The sequence below is a fragment of the Asticcacaulis sp. P2_B1 genome, from assembly GCF_056404915.1.
Map to the genome: position 1 here is coordinate 47,695 of NZ_JBFUDD010000019.1, position 19,166 is coordinate 66,860.

General features: G+C 63.2%; 6 protein-coding genes. 2 read left to right on the top strand and 4 right to left on the bottom strand.

Annotated features, from left to right (window positions below):
- The first annotated feature begins 86 nt into the window (after positions 1-86).
- Positions 87-2,090, top strand: coding sequence for a TonB-dependent receptor plug domain-containing protein (locus AC1DX3_RS23275; protein WP_476991747.1), 2,004 nt, complete (start codon positions 87-89; stop codon positions 2,088-2,090).
- Between the two features lie 122 nt (positions 2,091-2,212).
- A complete protein-coding gene (locus AC1DX3_RS23280) occupies positions 2,213-3,931 on the top strand; it encodes a methyl-accepting chemotaxis protein (RefSeq protein ID WP_476991748.1) in 1,719 nt (572 codons plus the stop codon).
- Positions 3,932-3,949: 18 nt separating this feature from the next.
- Here the strand turns inward: AC1DX3_RS23280 and AC1DX3_RS23285 are convergent, their stop codons facing one another.
- The 4 genes from AC1DX3_RS23285 to AC1DX3_RS23300 form a co-directional block, all read right to left on the bottom strand.
- Positions 3,950-4,264 (bottom strand): type II toxin-antitoxin system RelE/ParE family toxin, encoded by a 315-nt coding sequence (locus AC1DX3_RS23285; RefSeq protein WP_476991749.1) that lies wholly within the window; start codon positions 4,262-4,264, stop codon positions 3,950-3,952.
- Positions 4,261-4,533 (bottom strand): type II toxin-antitoxin system ParD family antitoxin, encoded by a 273-nt coding sequence (locus AC1DX3_RS23290; protein ID WP_476991750.1) that lies wholly within the window; start codon positions 4,531-4,533, stop codon positions 4,261-4,263. The genes AC1DX3_RS23285 and AC1DX3_RS23290 overlap by 4 nt, the downstream gene beginning before the upstream one ends.
- 285 nt (positions 4,534-4,818) lie before the next feature.
- The gene (locus AC1DX3_RS23295; RefSeq protein WP_476991751.1) at positions 4,819-8,157 is read right to left on the bottom strand and encodes a TonB-dependent receptor; all 3,339 of its coding nucleotides are present in this window, start codon (positions 8,155-8,157) and stop codon (positions 4,819-4,821) included.
- A gap of 498 nt (positions 8,158-8,655) precedes the next feature.
- The gene (locus AC1DX3_RS23300) at positions 8,656-18,597 is read right to left on the bottom strand and encodes a hypothetical protein (RefSeq protein WP_476991752.1); all 9,942 of its coding nucleotides are present in this window, start codon (positions 18,595-18,597) and stop codon (positions 8,656-8,658) included.
- Between the last annotated feature and the right edge of the window lie 569 nt (positions 18,598-19,166).

The following is a 19,166-nucleotide window of genomic DNA, read 5'->3' on the forward strand; positions in this document are numbered from 1 at the left end:
GGACGCCGAAACGGCGCTCCTCTTCTTCGGTCAATTGCGCGACCCCGAAATTCAGGCAGAAAGCCTTTCAGGAAAGTATGAGTATTATGCGTAAATCCCTTATCGCGGCCGTGGCCGCCCTCCCGCTCATCGCCGCTGCGGCGGCCCATGCGCAATCCGTCGATTACGGTTCCATGGAGCAGCTGTTCGGCGAGCCCATCACCCTGTCCGCTACCGGTTCGCCCCAGCGCAGCACCGAAGTGCCGGTCGACATGACCATCATCTCCGCCGATGACATCAAGCGTTCCGGCGCCCATGATTTGCCGACCCTGCTCAGCCGCGTCCCGGGCATAGACGTCCTCAACTGGTCCAGCATGAGCTCGGACGTCGGCGTCCGCGGCTATGACCAACCGATGTCGCCGCGCCTCCTGGTCCTGGTCAACGGCCGTCAGGTCTACCTTGACCACTACGGCTACACCGCCTGGTCGACCATCCCGGTCCAGCTGTCGGAAATCCGCCAGATCGAGGTCGTCAAGGGCCCCAATGCCGCCCTGTTCGGTTTCAACGCCGTGTCGGGCGTGGTCAACATCATCACCTACAACCCGAAATACGACAATGTCTCCGGTGGCCAGGTCGCGGCCTATTCGCGCAACGGTTCGGAAGTCTCCCTGGTCCAGACCTTCCACCTGTCGCCCAGGATCGCCGCCCGCCTGTCCGCCGGCGCCGCCAAGAACGACGAATGGGACAATACGGCGGGCATGACCGCTACCGAATACCGGCCGGATGTATCGCGGGCCACGGTTGACCTGGATGCCGTCGCCTCGCTGACGGACAAGACTGAACTGCGCCTGCAAAGCTCGGTGTCGAACAGCCAGGTCAATGAAATGGTGTCGAATTGCGATGCCGCGGCGACCAAATATCTCACCACCTCCTTCAAGCTCGACCTGACCTCGGAAACCCATATCGGCCTGATCCAGGCCTCGGCCTATCGCAACACGATGCGCAGCACCTCGAATGTCGGCGGTCCGCTCACCTTCAACAATACCGTCACGGTCTATAGCCTGCAGGACCTGTTCAAGGCCGGCAAGCATACCTTCCGCCTCGGCGTCGAAGCCCGCAAGAACGAGATGCCGACGGCGCCCATCGGCGGCGCCGAGGTCAGCTATACGGTGCTGGCGCCTTCCGCCATGTGGGCCTGGCAGATCAGCGACAACTTCAGCACCGACGTCGCCATCCGCTCCGACCACATGTCGCTGAAGCGGACCGGTGTCTTCCCGGCGGGTTTCCCGTTGGCCGACAACGGGCTGTGGGATCGCGACATCAATGAACTCAGCTATAATGCCGGCGCCGTCTGGCGCTTGAGCGACAATGACACCATGCGCCTGATGACGGCCAAGGGCGTCCAGGTCCCGACCCTGATCGAACTAGGCGGCATCCAGCTGGAAGTGCCGGTGGCGCCGGGCTTCTCCCTGGCGGTCATGGGTAATCCGGGTCTGGAGCCCAGCGTCGTCAAGAATACCGAACTGTCCTACGATCACAGCTTCACCAAGGCCAAGATCGGTTTCCGCGTCTTTAGCCAGACCAGCAGCAATATCAAGGGCCAGGCTTCCTCGGTCGAATTTTTCCAGTATCCGACCGCCACGACCTTCCCGGCCCTGGGCTGGGAAAATGTCGCCGACTCGAAGATGAGCGGTTTCGAAGTCTCGGCCTCGGGCAAGTTCGGCGCCGGCTTCCGCTGGAGCGCCGACTATACGGCGACAAACGTCAGCGACAAGGCCTTCGCCGGTCACGACATCGTCGAACGCCGGGCGAATTTCGCCGACCTGACACCCAAGGCCCGCGCCAATGCCAATCTTGGCTGGCAGGGCGGTAAGTGGACCGTCGACGCCTTCGTCCACTATACCAGCGATTTCACCACCTTCGCGCCGAACACCTATGTCGTCACCCATATCCAGGCCTATACCGCCATCGCCGCCAATGTCAGCTACGACATGGGCCACGACATGACGGTCTCGCTCAGCGGCCAGAACCTCGGCAACAGCCGCCAGGTCCAGACCGCCGCCTTGAAGGTGCCGACCACGGTCTTCCTCAGCCTGTCCAAGCGCTGGTAACTTAAAACGGCAACGGCGTTCCGTGTCCGCGCGGAACGCCGAACCCTATACACGTTAAGGTTTTCTTGAACCTTCATGCCTATTAACTATTTCAGCATACCCCCAGTTTCAGGACGCGTATCATGGCCAACGCCGGCTCCCCCCAAGGCACCCCAAAGGTCCATCTCTTCAAGCCTTCCGACTGGCCCTTCATCTGGAAGTTCCTTGTCCCCGCGGTGGTCTCCGTCGTTCTGATCGTTATCCTGGCGGTCACCGCTTCGCTGGCCCTGCAGACCCAAACCCGGCGCATGAATACGGTCGTCGCCGGCGCCCTGCAAAACGCCGTCTTTTTGGGCCACGTCCGCGCTGAACTGCGCGGCGACGCCCGCGACCTCTACGCCGCCCTGGCCTCGGGTGATGTCACCGCCACCGAAGACGCCACCAAGGTGTCCGAAAAACTGAAAGCCTTGCAGGAAGAGGTCAAGCAGCGCGCCGCCTCGGCCACGGGCGAAGACAAGACGGCCTTCACGACCCTTGTCACCGAAATCGGCACGCAAAAGGATTCGGTCGACGTCGTCACCTCCATGCTGGGCATCGACCTGGCCGCCGCCAAGTCCTTCCTCGAGCCATACAAGGCGTCCGAAGAAAAGACGGACGCCATCGCCGAACAGATCATCCAGGCTTCCAACGCCAAGGCCAAGGCCCTGGCCGCCGAAAGCGTCGCCTCGGCCAAGACCCAGATGATGATCGTCGTCGGCCTGTCCGTCCTGGCCGCCCTGTGCGCCGGCGGTTTCGGCCTGGTCATCGGCCGCACCACCTCACGCGCCGTCCAGGCGATCGCCCAGACTACCCGCCGCCTGGCCGAAGGCGACATGACCGTCACCACCGGCAGCCTGCAGCGCAATGACGAACTGGGCCAGGTCGTCGCCGCGCTCGGCGTCTTCAAGGAGGTCACCGAACAAAGTCGCGCCTTGTCGCACGAGCAGGAGGAGGCCGGCCGCGCCCGCATCGAACGCGCCTCGCACATGGAGCAGCTGATCAACGGCTTCAACCGCGACTTCGCCGGCCTGATCCGCGGCGTCGAAAAAGCCTCCAGCCACCTGGAGCAATCGGCCTCGATCCTCACCACCACCTCGGCGGAAAATACCGACCGCGCCAGTAGCGCCGTCAATTCGATCTTCAGCGTCCGCGATTCGATGAGCACGGTCGCCGCCGCTTCCGAAGAGCTGGGCGCCACCATCTCCGAAGTCGACCGTCAGGCCTCGGCCTCGGCCAATGTGGCGCGCGACGCCACCGAACGCGCCGAAACCACCCAGACGGCGGTCAGCCAGTTGACCACGGCCGTCGGCCGCATCAACGAGATCGTCGACTTGATTTCGTCGGTCGCCAAACAGACCAACCTGCTGGCGCTCAACGCCACCATCGAAGCGGCGCGCGCCGGCGACGCCGGCAAGGGATTCGCGGTCGTCGCCCACGAGGTCAAGAGCCTGGCCGACCAGACGGCGACGGCGACCAACGACATCCGCTCGCGCATCGGCGAAGTCCGTCAGGCGGCCGAGCGCACGACCCAGGAAATCGGCGCCATCGCCACCGTTATCCTGCAAATGCAGACCATCGCCGAGAACACTTCGGAATCGGTGCGTCAACAGGTCCAGGCGACCCAGGAAATCACCGTCAGCCTGGCCTCGGCCCTGCATGGCGCCAGCGAAGCCTCCTCGACGATCGAGGTGCTGAACACCGCTGCCCGCGAAGCCGGCGACGTCTCCGGCGCCGTCAACGAAGCGTCACGCTCCCTCGCCGACCAGGCCGATCAGATGAAGTCGGTGGTCGAACAGTTCCTGAAACAAGCGGCGTCGTTTTAGGGGCGCGCTTTAAGCCCATCAGGCCTTGGGTGGTTTGGCTTCGAACATCGCCTCCAGGTCCTGCGCGGAATGGACGATGCGAGCCACACCCAGAGGCACAAGGGCGGGATCATAAACGACTAAATAGGAGAAGACGGGCCAGAATTTCACCGGGGCCGGTGTGAGGTCCGTGCGGGAATGTCCAGCCCCTGGGTTGGCGGCGAGAAAGCGGATCGCGTCCATGATCTCGCCACAAATGTAGCGGGCCAGGCGTGTGCCACCGGCATCAACCATGAAGGCTTGGATCTCTCTGAGGTCTTGCTGTGCTTCCAGCGACAGCCGAAAGCGGCTCACTTGGTTTGTCGGTCGATTTCGTCAAGCTCGGCATCGAGGGTCGCGAAAAACTCTTCGCCGTCGCAATGCCGGCCCTCTTGCAACGACCGGTAGCCCGCCTCGATCTTTTGCGCCAAGGCATCCTTGTGAAGGGCCAACATCCGGTCGCGCTCTTCCATAAGGCGGAGCGCTGTGTTCACAACGTCTGTCGCATCATTGTACCGGCCGCTGGTAAGCTGCACCTGGACAAACTCTTCGGAGTGGCCGCGAAGTTCAAAATTGATGGTCATACGCACCTCTTAAGACAAACCATCATATTCGTCGTGCGGATTCAGTTCAATAACTTCTTCCAAAGCCCTTCTTTCGCCGCCCCGTCATTTCCCTCACGGCAAAAAAAAGACGCCGCGTTTCTCGGGCGCGGCGTCTTCACTCAGGTGTAGGACAAACTTCGGGAGAAGATTAATCTACATAGGCTATTTTGTCATAGGTCATAGTACAGTCAAGCCTCGGTAGATATTTATTGAACTTCAAGATTGTTACATTGTGCCGTTATTAAAGCATAATGTTTTCACGTATTAATACTTGAAGCGAACGCCCAGTTGAATGCGACGATCGTTCTTGTACCAGGCGTAGGGCATATAGACTGCCGCCGCGCCCGGGGTCGAGGTCGTGTCGCCCGCCACCTGTTGCAGCAGGACGGTATTGGCGCCCGTGAGATTGCTGCCCGACAGGTTGAGCTCGACATGGTCGTTGACGCGGTAGCGCAGCGAACCGTCTATCTGACCCGATCCCTTTTGCCAGATCGGCAGGCCGACGCAGCAGTCGATCGCCGTGACCAGGTAGGTCGAGCGCCAGCCATAGGCCAGACGCGCCGCCCACGGACCCTTTTCATACATGGTGATCAGGTTGTAGGAGTCTTTGGACAGGCCTTCCAGGGCGTGCGGGTCGATGGAATCGGCCTGGCCGTTGCCGCTGGTGCCCGAACTGCCGTCGCCGGAGGTCGTGGTCAGGCCGGTATTGGTGATGCCGTTATTGACGACATGGGTATAGTTGGCCTGGATGCCCAAACCGTCGAACGGCGCCGGCAGGAAGTCGAAATAGCGCTGGTAAGCGACTTCGAAGCCCTTGATCGCGGCCCCTTCCATGTTGACCGGGCCGGTGACCTTGACCGACTGCGTCACGCCATTATTGGTGAAGCTGCGGTAATAAACGCCGGACTGGATATAGTCGTGGAACTGCTTGTAGAACAGGTCGAAGCTGAACGATCCGACCGAGGCGAAGTAGTTTTCCAGCGACAGGTCGAACTGATCGGCGGTAATCGGCCGGAGGTACGGATTGCCGGCCGAAGCCGTATACTGGAAGTTATAGCCGTTAACATTGCCCGATGAGTCGTAGGTGACATAGTCGGAGGTATTCGACACGTCGATCGCCGGCGCGGTGATGTTGACATAGTTCTTCAGCAGGCCGATGTCGGGCCGCGACATGGCGCGCGAGGCCGCCAGGCGCAGGATCCACTGATCGTTCAGGCCGAACTTGACGTTGAAGCTGGGCAGGAAGTTGATGTGGGTCTTGTGCGTATCGCTGAGGACCTGGGTGCCGTCGCTGAACGACGTCACGTCACTGCCCAGCCAGCAGCTGATATTGGTGACCGCGGGCGAAACCAGCGGATCGCTGCACGACTGGGTGCTGTAGCTCTCATACCAGGTCGAGGTCGGATAGGAGATGCCGCCGGAGCTTTCGTCCACCGTCTGCACCCAGCGCAGGCCGGCATTGCCGGTCACGGTGATGCCGTTGAAGATCGTCTTGTCGGGACCGCCGAACTTCAGCATGGCATAGCCGGAGAGCGTCTTTTCGCTGACGCCGAGGATTTCCGCCTGGCGGAAGCAGCCGTCGACATCGTCGCTGCGTTCGCACAAAGGCGTCCACGAGCCGACGCCCAGTGAACTTTTGCCGAGCGCCGAGGCCAGGGCCTGCTGGTCCTCGAGCAGGCTCATCTTCATGAAGACGAACTGGTTCTGGTTGGTGACGCCCGACGCGCCGCCGAAGAAGCTGTTGCCGAGCGAATTGGTTTCGTACAGGCCGGGGGTATAGCCGGCGAAGCAGCCATTGGCCGCGCTGTCGATATTGTAATATTCGCTCTGGGTGCCGGTGCAGCCGTTGCTGGTATAGCTGCTGGTCCACGAATTGGCGACATTGGCCCAATTATAGGTCGACCAGCGCACGGTCTGTTCGCGGTCGGCATAGCGCGCGCCGACCTTCAGGCTGCTCAGCCAGCCGCCCTCGTCGAAGCTGTATTCGGCGTCGAACCGCGTGCTGAGCTGATGGCCGTCGTCGTCCTCCATATGATCCATGACGTCATAATAGGAGTAGTTGTTGGCATTGGTGTAACCGCCGTCCGACAGGTTGACATTGGTCGGGTCGGACAAGGTGACGACCGGGTACTTGCCGCTCAGGTCGAGGCCGAAATTGGCGTAGGAGGCCAGGCTGACCGAAATGTCGTAGTTCTTCACCTGCGACTGGACATATTGCACGTCGAAATTGGTCTTGAGGTGGCTGTTGACGTCCCATTTGAAGTTGAAGGACAGGTCGCGCGTGAACTCCTCGTTCTTGGAATAACGCGTCGTCGTGCTCAATCCCGCGCCCTTTTGCGCCGGATCGCAGCCGTTCCAGCTATAGCAGGCATTGACCAGCTGCGTGCCGCTCGAATTGGTGGCGATCTGGGCGGAGGCGGTGTTGTCCGCGCCCCACCAGCCGATCGGCGACACCATGGTGCCGCTGCTGAGCAAGCCGTTGCTGCCGAAGGTCAGCTCGGTGCCGTCGGCGGCCTCGACCGTCTCGCTGCTCGAATTGGGATCGTAGACCGACTTGCCGTACTCGCTGAAGGCCGAGAGCTGCACCGTGCGTTCGCGGAACTGGTTGTTGTAGCGCGTGTCGTTATATTGCAGCGTCGCCAGCATGGTGTGGTCGTGGTTCTGCCACTGGGCGGCCAGGGCCACGCCGCTGCGCTGGCGGTCGTAAGAATTGCTCGAAAGCGTCGTGCTGGAGGGGATATAGGCCCAGCCGTCGGTGCCGAATTGCGAGCCGTTGCAAACCGACGGATCGGTGGCCGAAATGTCGTTACAGAACGTGCCCATGCGGCCCAGCTGGATGCCGTTCGTCTCGGTGACGACGTGCGAATAGGCGAGGTTGGCCATCAGGCCGAATTCGCCGATCGCCGTGTCCCAGCGGTTGGAATAGAGGGCGGACATGTCCGGCGTCGTCTTGTTGGAGACGTCGCCATAGGAGGCGTCGACCGAAAGGGCGATCAGCCGGCCCTTGGAATCGAAGGGCACGCGGGTGCGCAGATTGATCGAGCCGGCAATGCCGCCTTCGATCATGTCGGCCGTCTGGTTCTTGTAGCTGTCGACCCCGGCCATCAGTTCGGGTGAGACGTCGCCCCACGACAGGCCGCGCGACGAATTGGCGGTAAAGGTGTCGCGGCCGTTGAACTCGGAGCGCACCTGCTGCAGCCCGCGGACCAGGACGCCGGACGGCTCGGCCGAGAAGTGGGCGGTGTCGCCGGTGGCGGCGAAACGCGACACCGTGATGCCGGCGACGCGTTGCAGGGCTTCGGCGACCGACTTGTCCGGGAAGGCGCCGATGTCGGTGGCGGTGATCGAATCGACGACCGTATCGGCGTCGCGCTTGACCTGCTGGGCGGTTTTCAACGAGCGGCGCACGCCGACGACGACGACCTGCTGGGCGCTGTCATCGCTCGCGGCGGTGTCGGAGGCTGAGGTCGCGGTTGTTGCGGTTGAAGTTGTTGCGGCGTCCTGCGCGAAGGCGGTGCCGGTGGTGGCGGCGGTCAGGGCCGCGATGGCTAGCCATGACGCGGACGCCAGGCGCGGATGTCTCTTGTGACGGGGTATCTTCATCTTGTCTCCCAGTACTGGTTACAGGGGCAGGCACGCTTTTTGACAGGTGCTTCGCGACTGTTGTTTATAAGGTCTGAAACAGGTCCTGTGCCCGCCGGCCGCGGGGCCTGGGTGTCGGCCAGGCGCAGTTGGCCTTCCGCCAGAATCGCTTCTGACGGGATGTTGGTTTTGCGGGCAAATTAATTATTTCAAATTTAGTTAYACAACCGGCCAGGGGGTGCCTGCCAGCCCAATTTGGCCGTTATGCAGCGGTTGTGAAGGCGTCGTGTGATTAATATCGCAAGTTATTTCAACGCAGTAGCCAATATGTCAGCCCTGTCGGACACAACACCTACCGGTAGCGCTAACGGCGGATTTCCGCCGGAATGGAGCGCAGATCTGCGAGCGCTCCATCAGCCATCGCAGTCCTTTGGTGCGCGCAAAACAAACAGCTGCGAACGCAAAAAGGCGGACCCGCTCAGCGCGGATCCGCCTTTCTGGTTTTAGGCCTGTTGCGTCTTAGCCCAGGATGAAGGCCGAGATGTCGTAGGTCCAGGCGGTGGTGCCGCCGGCATGGATCAGGCCGATCAGGGTGCCGCCGCTGGAGAAGTCGCCATCGGCCGAGTAGTAGAGGCCGCCGGTGTCCTGTTCGTAGACGAAGGCGCCGTGGCCGCTGTTCAGGGTCGTCGCCAGCAGCGCGTCATTGGTCGCGACGCTGGTGATGTTGGTGCCGGCGATCAGGGTGGTGCCGTTGATGTCGAAATTGTCGGCGCCGTAGGTGCTGAGGCCGGTGACGTCGAGCGCGATCTTGTCGGCGCCGGCGACCTTGAAGCCGTTGACCGTGGTCAGGATCGTCGCGCCGAAGTCGTCGATGACGAAGGTGTCGGCGCCGGCGCCGGCCGCGAAGACGTCGAAGCCGCCGCCACCGTAAAGGGTGGTCGAACCGGTATTGGCGATGGTCACCGTATCGGCGCCGGCGCTGCCGGTGAAGGTTTCGATATTGTTGATGGTGACGCTGTTGAGCGTACCGCCGAGCGTCAAGCTGTCGGTGCCGGCGCCCAGGTCGATCGTGCCGCCCGCCAGGGAGGTCAGAAGCGTGATGGTGTCGGCCCCGGCATTGCCGTTGATGACTTCGACGCTCGACAGGCTGCCGGTATTGGTGAAGTTGCCCAGGTTCAGCGTATCGCTGCCGGCCTTCAGGTTGACCGTCATAGTGTTGGTCAGGGCCGTTCCGAGGGTGATGGTGTCGACCAGGGTGCCGCCATTGATGGTCTCGGAGTTGGACACGGTGGCCGAGTTGGCGAAGTTGCCGAACGTCAGGACATCGGTGCCGCCGGCCAGGTTGATCGTGCCCGCCGTGATGATGGTGCCGAGCGTGATCGTGTCGACACCGGCATTACCGGTCAGGGTTTCGACGCCGGAGACGGTGCCCGTATTGGCGAAGTTGCCGAGGTTCAGCGTATCAGCGCCGGTGCCCAGATTGACGGTCATGCCGGTCAGCGTCGTAGCGAGCGTCACGGTATCGGCGACTGTGCCGCCGGTCAGGGTCTCGGCATTGGAGACGGTGGCCGAGTTGGTGAAGTTACCCAAGGTCAGGACGTCGGTGCCGGCCGCGAGATCGATCGTGGCGGCCGTCAGGGCTGCACCGATCGTGATGGTGTCGGCGCCGGTGCCGCCGGTGACGGTTTCGGCGTTCGAAACCGTGGCGGAGTTGGTGAAGTCGCCGAAGGTTATGGCATCCGTGCCGGCGCCGAGGTCGATAAAGCCCGCGGTCATCAGGGTGGCCAGGGTGATGGTGTCGGCCGCGGTGCCGCCGGTCAGGCTGTCGACGCCAGAGATGGTGGCGGTATTGGCGACATTGGCCAGGGTCAGGCTGTCGGTGCCGGCGCCCAGGTTGAGCGTCATGCCGGTCAGCGTCGTGCCCAGAACGATGGTGTCGGCGCCGGTGCCGCCGGTCAGGGTTTCGGTGTTGGAAACCGTCGCCGAGTTGACGAAGTTGCCCAGGGTCAGGACGTCGGTGCCGCCGGCCAGGTCGATGACACCGGCCGTGATGAGCGTGGCCAGGGTGATGGTGTCGACCGCAGCGTTACCGGTGATGGTTTCGGCGTTGGAAACCGAGCCGGTATTGGCGAAGTTGCCGAGGATCAGGCTGTCGACGCCGGCACCCAGATTGACCGTCGTGCCGGTGAGCGTGGTGGCCAGCGTGATGGCGTCGATGCCGGTGCCGCCGGTGATGGTCTCGGCGTTCGAAACCGTCGCCGAGTTGGCGAAGTTGCCGAGCGTCAGGACGTCGGTGCCGGTGTCGAGATCGATCGTGGCCGCGGTCAGGGCCGCGCCGATGGTCAGCGTGTCGTTGCCGGTGCCGCCGGTGATGGTTTCGACGTTCGAGACCGTGGCGGAGTTGGTGAAGTTGCCGAACGTCAGGGCGTCGGTGCCGGCCGCCAGGTTGATGACACCGCCGGCGATCGCCGTGGCGAGCGTCAGGGTATCGGCGCCGGCATTGCCGGTGATGGTTTCGGTGTTGGAGACCGTGCCGGTATTGGTGAAGTTGCCGAGGTTGAGGATGTCCGCGCCGGCGCCGAGATCCAGCGTCATGCCGGTCAGGGCCGAGCCCAGGGTAATCGTGTCGATGCCCGTGCCGCCCGTCAGGGTCTCTGCGTTCGAAACCGTGGCGGTATTGGCGAAGTTGCCGAGCGTCAGGACGTCCGTGCCGGTGCCGAGATTGATGGTGCCGGTGAGCAGGGCCGCGCCGATGGTGACGGTATCGGCGCCGGTGCCGCCGGTGATGGTTTCGACGTTCGAGACCGTGGCGGAGTTGGTGAAGTCGCCGAAGGTGAGGGCATCGGTGCCGAGGCCGAGATTGACCGTGCCGGCCGTCATGATGGTAGCCAGCGTGACGGTGTCGGCCAGGGTGTTGCCGGTGATGGTTTCGACATTGGAAACCGTGCCGGTATTGGCGAAGGCGCCCAGGTTAAGGACGTCGGTGCCGGCAGCCAGATCGACCGTCATGGTGTTGGTCAGGGCCGAGCCGAACGTGATGGTGTCGGCGCCGGTGCCGCCGGTGACCGTTTCCGAATTAGAGACGGTGGCCGAGTTGGTGAAGTTGCCGAAGGTCAGGGCATCGGTACCGCCGGCCAGGTCGATGACGCCGGCGGCGATCGCCGTGGCCAGGGTCAGGGTGTCGGCCGCCGCGTTACCCGTAACGGTTTCGACGTTGGAGACCGTGCCGGTATTGACGACATTGGCCAGGGTCAGGCTGTCGGCGCCTGCCCCCAGGTCCAGCGTCATGCCGGTCAGGGTGCTCCCCAGCGTGATGGTGTCGGCCAGCGTGCCGCCCGTCAGGGTTTCGCTGTTGGAGACGGTGGCCGAGTTGGCGAAGTTGCCCAAGGTCAGGACGTCGGTGCCGCCGGCCAGATTGATCGTCGCGGCCGCCAGGGCCGCGGCGATGGTGATGGTATCCGCACCCGTGCCGCCGGTGATGGTTTCGGCGTTCGAAACCGTGGCGGAGTTGGTGAAGTCGCCGAAGACCAGCGTATCGGTGCCCGTCCCCAGATTGACCGTGCCGGCCGTCATGATGGTGGCCAGGGTCACGATGTCGGCGCCGGTGCCGCCGGTGACGGTCTCGACATTGGAGATCGTGCCGGTATTGGCGAAGTTGCCGAGGATCAGGGCGTCGGTGCCGGCGGCCAGGTCGACCGTCATGGTGTTGGTCAACGCCGTGCCGAAGGTGATGGTGTCGGCGCCGGTGCCGCCGGTGACGGTCTCGGAGTTGGAGACCGTGGCGGAGTTGGTGAAGTTGCCGAAGGTCAGGGCGTCGGTGCCGGCGGCGAGATCGATAATGCCGGCGGCGATGGCGGTGGCCAGGGTGATGGTGTCGGCACCCGCGGCACCGGTGATGGTTTCGACGTTCGAAACCGTGCCGGTATTGGTGAAGTTGCCGAGCGTCAGGGCGTCTGCCCCGGCGGCCAGGTCAAGCGTCATGCCGGTGAGGGCCGAGCCGAGCGTAATCGTGTCGGCGCCGGTGCCGCCCGTCAGGGTCTCGGTGTTCGAAACCGTCGTCGAGTTGGCGAAGTTGCCGAGTGTCAGGGCGTCCGTGCCGCCGGCCAGGTTGATATTGCCGCCGGCAATCGCGGTGGCCAGGGTCAGGGTGTCGGCACCGGCGTTACCGGTGACGATTTCGACATTGGACAGCGCCGCGGTGTTGGTGAAGTTGCCCAGGTTCAGCGTATCGACGCCGGTGCCCAGATTGACGGTCATGCCGGTCAGGGTGGTAGCCAGGGTCAGGGTATCGGCGCCGGTGCCGCCGGTCAGGGTCTCGACATTCGACACCGTGGCCGAGTTGGCGAAATTGCCCAGCGTCAAAACATCGGTGCCGGCATCGAGGTCGATGGTGGCCGCGGTCAGGGCCGCGCCAACGGTGATGGTGTCGTTGCCGGTGCCGCCGGTGATGGTTTCGACGTTGGACACCGTGGCGGAGTTGGTGAAGTTGCCGAGCGTCAGGGCATCGGTACCGGCGGCCAGGTTGATCGTGCCGGCCGTGACGGCCGTAGCCAGCGTGATGGTGTCGGCGCCGGCATTACCGGTGATGGTTTCGGTGTTGGAGACCGTGCCGGTATTGGTGAAGTTGCCGAGGTTGAGGATATCGAGGCCCGCGCCAAGGTCGGTGGTCATGCCGGTCAGGGCCGAACCCAGCGTAATCGTATCGATACCCGTGCCGCCCGTCAGGGTCTCTGCATTGGAGACCGTGGCGGTGTTGGCGAAGTTGCCGAGCGTCAGGACGTCGGTGCCGCCAGCCAGGTTGATCGTGGCTGCCACCAGGGCCGCACCGATGGTGACGGTGTCGGCGCCGGCATTGCCGGTGATGGTCTCGACGTTCGAAACCGTCGCCGAGTTGGTGAAGTTGCCGAAGACCAGCGTATCGAGGCCCAGACCCAGATTGACCGTGCCGCCCGTCATGATGGTGGCCAGGGTGATGGTGTCGGCCAAGGCGTTACCGGTGACGGTTTCGACATTGGACAGCGTGCCGGTATTGGCGAAATTGCCCAGGGTCAGCGCATCGGTGCCTGCGGCCAGATCGACCGTCATGGTGTTGGTCAGGGCCGAGCCGAAGGTGAGGGTATCCGCGCCGGTGCCGCCAGTGACGGTTTCCGAATTCGAAACGGTCGCCGAGTTGGTGAAGTCGCCAAACGTCAGGGCGTCGGTGCCGGCCGCCAGGTCGATGACGCCGCCGGCGATGGCCGTGGCCAGGGTCAGCGTATCGGCGCCGGCATTACCGGTGACGGTTTCGACATTGGAGACGGTGCCGGTATTGGTGAAGTTGCCGAGCGTCAGGCTGTCGGCGCTGGCGCCCAGGTCCAGGGTCATGCCGGTGAGGGTCGAGCCCAGGGTGATCGTGTCGGCCAGGGTGCCGCCCGTCAGAGTTTCGGCGCCTGAGACGGTGGCCGTATTGGCGAAGTTGCCCAAGGTCAGCACGTCGGTGCCGGTGCCGAGATTGATCGTGGCCGCCACCAGGGCCGCGCCGACCGTGATGGTGTCCGCACCCGTGCCGCCGGTGATGGTTTCGACGTTCGAAACCGTCGCCGAGTTGGTGAAATTGCCGAAGGTCAGGCTGTCCGTCCCGGTGCCGAGATTGACCGTGCCGCCCGTCATGATCGTGGCCAGGGTGACCGCGTCTGCGGCCGTTCCGCCGGTGACGGTTTCGACATTGGAGATGGTGCCGGTATTGGCGACATTGCCGAGGATCAGGGCGTCCGTGCCGGCGGCCAGGTCCAGCGTCATGGTGTTGGTCAGGGCTGTCGCCAGCGTGACGGTATCCGCGCCGGTGCCGCCCGTGACAGTTTCGGTATTGGATACGGTCGCCGAGTTGGTGAAGTCGCCAAAGGTCAGCGCATCCGTGCCGGCGGCCAGGTCGATCACACCGGCGGCGATGGCCGTGGCCAGGGTGACGGTATCCGCGCCCGCGGCGCCGGTGATGGTTTCGACATTGGAAACCGTGCCGGTATTGGTGAAGTTGCCCAAGGTCAGCTTGTCGGCGCCCGCGCCCAGATCCAGCGTCATGCCGGTCAGGGCCGAGCCGAGGGTCACCGTATCGGCGCCGGCAACGCCGGTCAGGGTTTCCGTATTCGAAACCGTCAGCGAGTTGGCGAAGTTGCCGAGCGTCAGGGCGTCCGTACCGCCGGCCAGGTCGATATTGCCGCCGGCGATCGCGGTGGCGAGCGTCAGGGTGTCGGCACCGGCGTTGCCGGTGACGACTTCGACATTGGAGAGCGCCGCCGTATTGGTGAAGTTGCCCAGGTTCAGCGTATCCGTGCCGGTGCCCAAATTGACCGTCATGCCGGTGAGCGTCGTCGCCAGCGTAATCGTGTCGGCGCCGGTGCCGCCCGTCAGGGTTTCCGCGTTGGACACCGTGGCCGAGTTGGCGAAATTGCCGAGCGTCAGGACGTCCGTACCGGCCGCGAGGTCGATCGTCGCCGCCACCAGGGCAGCGCCCGTGGTAATGGTGTCGGCGCCCGTGCCGCCGGTGATGGTTTCGACGTTCGAAACCGTGGCGGAGTTGGTGAAATTGCCGAACGTCAGCGCATCCGTGCCGGCCGCCAGGTTGATCGTGCCGGCGGCAATCGCCGTCGCCAGGGTCAGGGTATCGGCGCCCGCGGCGCCGGTGATGGTTTCGACATTCGATACCGTGCCGGTATTGGTGAAGTTACCAAGCGTCAGTACGTCCAACCCTGCGCCCAGATCCAGCGTCATGCCGGTGAGGGCCGACCCCAGCGTAATCGTGTCGATACCGGTGCCGCCGGTCAGGGTTTCAGCGTTCGAAACCGTCGCCGTATTGGCGAAGTTGCCCAGGGTCAGGGCGTCGGTACCGCCCGCCAGATTGATCGTCGCCGCCACCAGGGCCGCGCCGACCGTGATCGTATCCGCGCCGGTCCCGCCGGTGATGGTTTCGGCGTTGGACACCGTCGCCGAGTTGGTGAAGTCGCCGAAGGTCAGGGCATCGATACCCGTGCCGAGATTGACCGTGCCGGCCGTCATGATGGTGGCCAGGGTGATCGTATCGGCCGCCGAGCCGCCGGTGATGGTTTCGACGTTCGACAGGGTGCCGGTATTGGCGAAGGCGCCCAGGGTCAGCGCGTCGGTGCCCGCCGCCAGGTCGACCGTCATAGTGTTGGTCAGGGCCGTGCCGAAGGTGATCGTATCCGCGCCGGTGCCGCCTGTGACGGTTTCGGTGTTCGATACGGTCGCCGAATTGGTGAAGTTGCCGAAGGTCAGGGCATCCGTGCCGGCCGCCAGATTGAAGCTGCCGCCCGCAATCGCCGTCGCCAGGGTGATCGTGTCCGCCGCGGCATTACCTGTGACCGTTTCGACGTTCGATAGCGTGCCGGTATTGGCGAAGTTGCCAAGCGTCAGCACGTCCAGGCCGGCGCCCAGGTCCAGCGTCATGCCGGTCAGGTCCGAGCCCAGCGTGATCGTGTCGATGCCGGTGCCGCCCGTCAGGGTTTCGGCATTGGAAACCGTGGCTGTGTTGGCGAAATTGCCCAAGGTCAGCACGTCGGTGCCGCCAGCCAGATTGATGGTCGCAGCCGTCAGGGCCGCGCCGATCGTGATCGTATCCGCGCCGGCATTACCGGTGATGGTTTCGACGTTGGAAACCGTCGCCGAGTTGGTGAAGTTGCCAAAGGTCAGGGCATCGGTGCCCAGGCCGAGATTGACCGTACCGCCGGTCATGATGGTGGCCAGCGTGATATTGTCGGCCAAAGCATTGCCGGTAATCGTTTCGACGTTCGACAGCGTGCCCGTATTGGCGAAGTTACCCAGGTTCAGCACGTCGGCGCCAGCGGCCAAATCGACCGTCATGGTGTTGGCCAGGGCCGAGCCGAAAGTCACCGTATCTGCACCAGTGCCGCCGGTCACGGTTTCGGTATTCGACACCGTGGCCGAGTTGGTGAAGTTGCCAAAAGTCAGGGCGTCGGTGCCGGCCGCCAGGTCGAACACGCCGGCCGCGATAACGGTGGCCAGCGTAATCGTGTCGGCGCCGGTGCCGCCCGTGACGGTTTCGACATTGGAGATCGACGCCGTATTGGAGAAGTTGCCCAGGATCAGCTTGTCGGCGCCCGCGGCCAGATCGACCGTCATGCCGGTCAAATCGGTCGCCAGGGTCACCGTATCGGCCAAGGCGTTGCCGGTCAGGGTCTCGGTGTTCGACACCGTCAGGCTATTGACGAAATTGCCCAGCGTCAGGGCATCCGTGCCGCCGGCCAGATTGACCGTGCCCGCGGTGATGATGGTGGCCAGCGTGATCGTGTCGGCCGCCGCATTACCCGTAACGGTTTCGACATTGGACAGCGTGCCGGTATTGGCGACGTTAGCGAGGTTCAGCACGTCGGTGCCGGTGCCCAGATTGACCGTCATGCCGGTCAGGGTCGTGGCCAGTGTGACCGTATCGGCGGCCGTACCGCCGGTCAGGGTCTCGGCATTCGAAATCGTCGCCGAGTTGGCGAAATTGCCGAGCGTCAGCGCATCCGTGCCCGCCGCCAGGTCGATCGTGCCCGCCGTAATGGCGGCCGCCAGCGTAATCGTATCGGCCCCGGTGCCGCCGGTGATGGTTTCGGTGTTCGAAACCGTCGCCGAGTTGGTGAAGTTGCCAAAGGTCAGGGCATCGGCCCCGGCCGCCAGGTCGATAACCCCGCCGGCGATCGCCGTAGCCAGGGTCAGCGTGTCCGCGCCCGCCGCGCCGGTGACGGTTTCGACGTTCGAAACGGTGCCGGTATTGGTGGTGTTGAACAGCGTCAGGCTGTCGGCGCCGGCGCCCAGGTCCAGCGTCATGCCGGTGAGGGCCGAACCCAGCGTAACCGTATCGATACCCGTGCCGCCGGTCAGGGTCTCGGTATTGGTAACGGTCGTGGTATTGGCGAAATTGCCGAGCGTCAGCGCATCCGTGCCGGCGCCCAGATTGACATTGCCGCCGGCAATCGCCGCCGCCAGGGTGATCGTGTCGGCGCCAGTGCCGCCGGTGATGGTTTCAGCATTCGAAACCGTGGCGGAGTTGGTGAAATCGCCGAAGATCAGGGTGTCCGTGCCGGTCCCCAGATTGACCGTACCGGCCGTCATGATGGTGGCCAGGGTCACGGTATCCGCGGCAGTGCCGCCCGTGACGGTTTCGGTGTTGGACACCGTGACCGAATTGGCGAAGTTGCCCAGCGTCAGGCTGTCCGTGCCCGCCGCCAGGTCGATCGTGCCGGCCGTGATGATGGCCGCCAAAACGATCGTATCGGCGCCCGTGCCGCCCGTGATCGTCTCGACATTGGAAACCGTCGCCGAATTGGTGAAGTTACCGAAGGTCAGCGCATCCGTGCCGCCGGCCAGGTTGATCGTGCCCGCCGCGATGGCCGTCGCCAAAGTCAGCGTATCGGCGCCCGCGGCGCCCGTGATGGTCTCGACATTCGAAACCGTGCCGGTATTGGTGAAGTTACCGAGCGTCAGCACATCCAACCCGGCGCCCAGATCCAGCGTCACGCCGGTCAGGGCCGAACCCAGCGTAATCGTGTCGATGCCGGTGCCGCCCGTCAGGGTCTCGGCATTCGAAACCGTCGCCGTATTGGCGAAGTTCCCCAGCGTCAGCACGTCCGTGCCGCCAGCCAGGTTGATCGTCGAAGCGACCAGGGCCGCGCCAACCGTAATCGTGTCCGCGCCGGTGCCGCCGGTGATGGTTTCGACGTTCGAAACCGTGGCCGAATTGGTGAAATCGCCGAAGACCAGGGCGTCGACGCCCGTCCCCAGATTGACCGTGCCGCCGGTCATGATGGTGGCCAAGGTGATCGTATCGGCCAATGTCCCGCCGGTGACGGTTTCGACGTTCGACAAGGTGCCGGTATTGGCGAAGGCGCCCAGGATCAGGCTGTCGGCGCCGGCGGCCAGATCGACCGTCATGGTGTTGGCCAAAGCCGATGCGAAGGTGATGGTGTCCGCGCCGGTACCGCCCGTGACGGTTTCGGTGTTGGAAACGGTGGCGGAGTTGGTGAAGTTGCCGAAGATCAGGGCGTCCGTGCCGCCGGCCAGATTGAACACCCCGGCCGCGACCACGGTGCTGAGCGTGATCGTGTCGGCCCCGGCATTACCCAGCACGGTTTCGACATTGGCGATCGTCGCCGTATTGGTGAAGTTGCCGAGATTGAGGATATCCAGCCCGGCGCCCAGGTCCAGCGTCATGCCGGTGAGGGTCGACCCTAAGGTGATGGTGTCCGCGGCCGTACCGCCGGTCAGGGTCTCGACTCCGGTGACGGTAACCGAGTTGGCGAAATTGCCCAATGTCAGGACGTCCGTCCCGGCCCCCAGATTGACCGTGGCGGCGGTCAGCTGCCCTGTGACGGTGATGGTGTCTGTCCCCGTCCCGGTCGTCAGACCATCGAACGTGGTGATGGTCATGGTGTTGTCGGTATTACCGAGCGTGATGATGACGGCCATTTGGCGGTGCCCCTTTTGAAGCTGTACTTTTGAAGCTGTTTGTTACGCCGGCGCGAAAATGCCAAACACATGTACAGGAACGCGTAATCTGGCTGAGCAGGGTTAATTCTTCATCCACAGTCCGAAAAACTCAGACTTTGGTAAGACCCGATTCATCCTTAACGCGAACAGGCTTCATGCCATTGAGATTGTAACGCCCCAGCTCCTTTGTGGCCAAAATATGCGCAAACGCTTGAACAAAGTGTTAACCAAGTCTATTAGGCATAACAGCGTTCCACCGGAGCGGTAACGGGCGCTCTTCCCAAGGACAACACGAAAACGTGTTTCCTTAAACTGTCAAAACATTCGATTGCAGTGCACAATAACGATTAATCACTTTGCGAAATATTTCAGTTTTTATTTCAGACAGGCATTTTCCCGCCCGCGATGCTCAAAACATGGTTAACGCAATCTAAATTCGTCGTTAACATCTTGGCGCGTTTAGGATAATGCCGTGCAACTGCAATCGAACTTGCAGTGCCGACCCATTCGGTTCTACGTATGCGCTTGATCTCGCGCAACCAATGCGA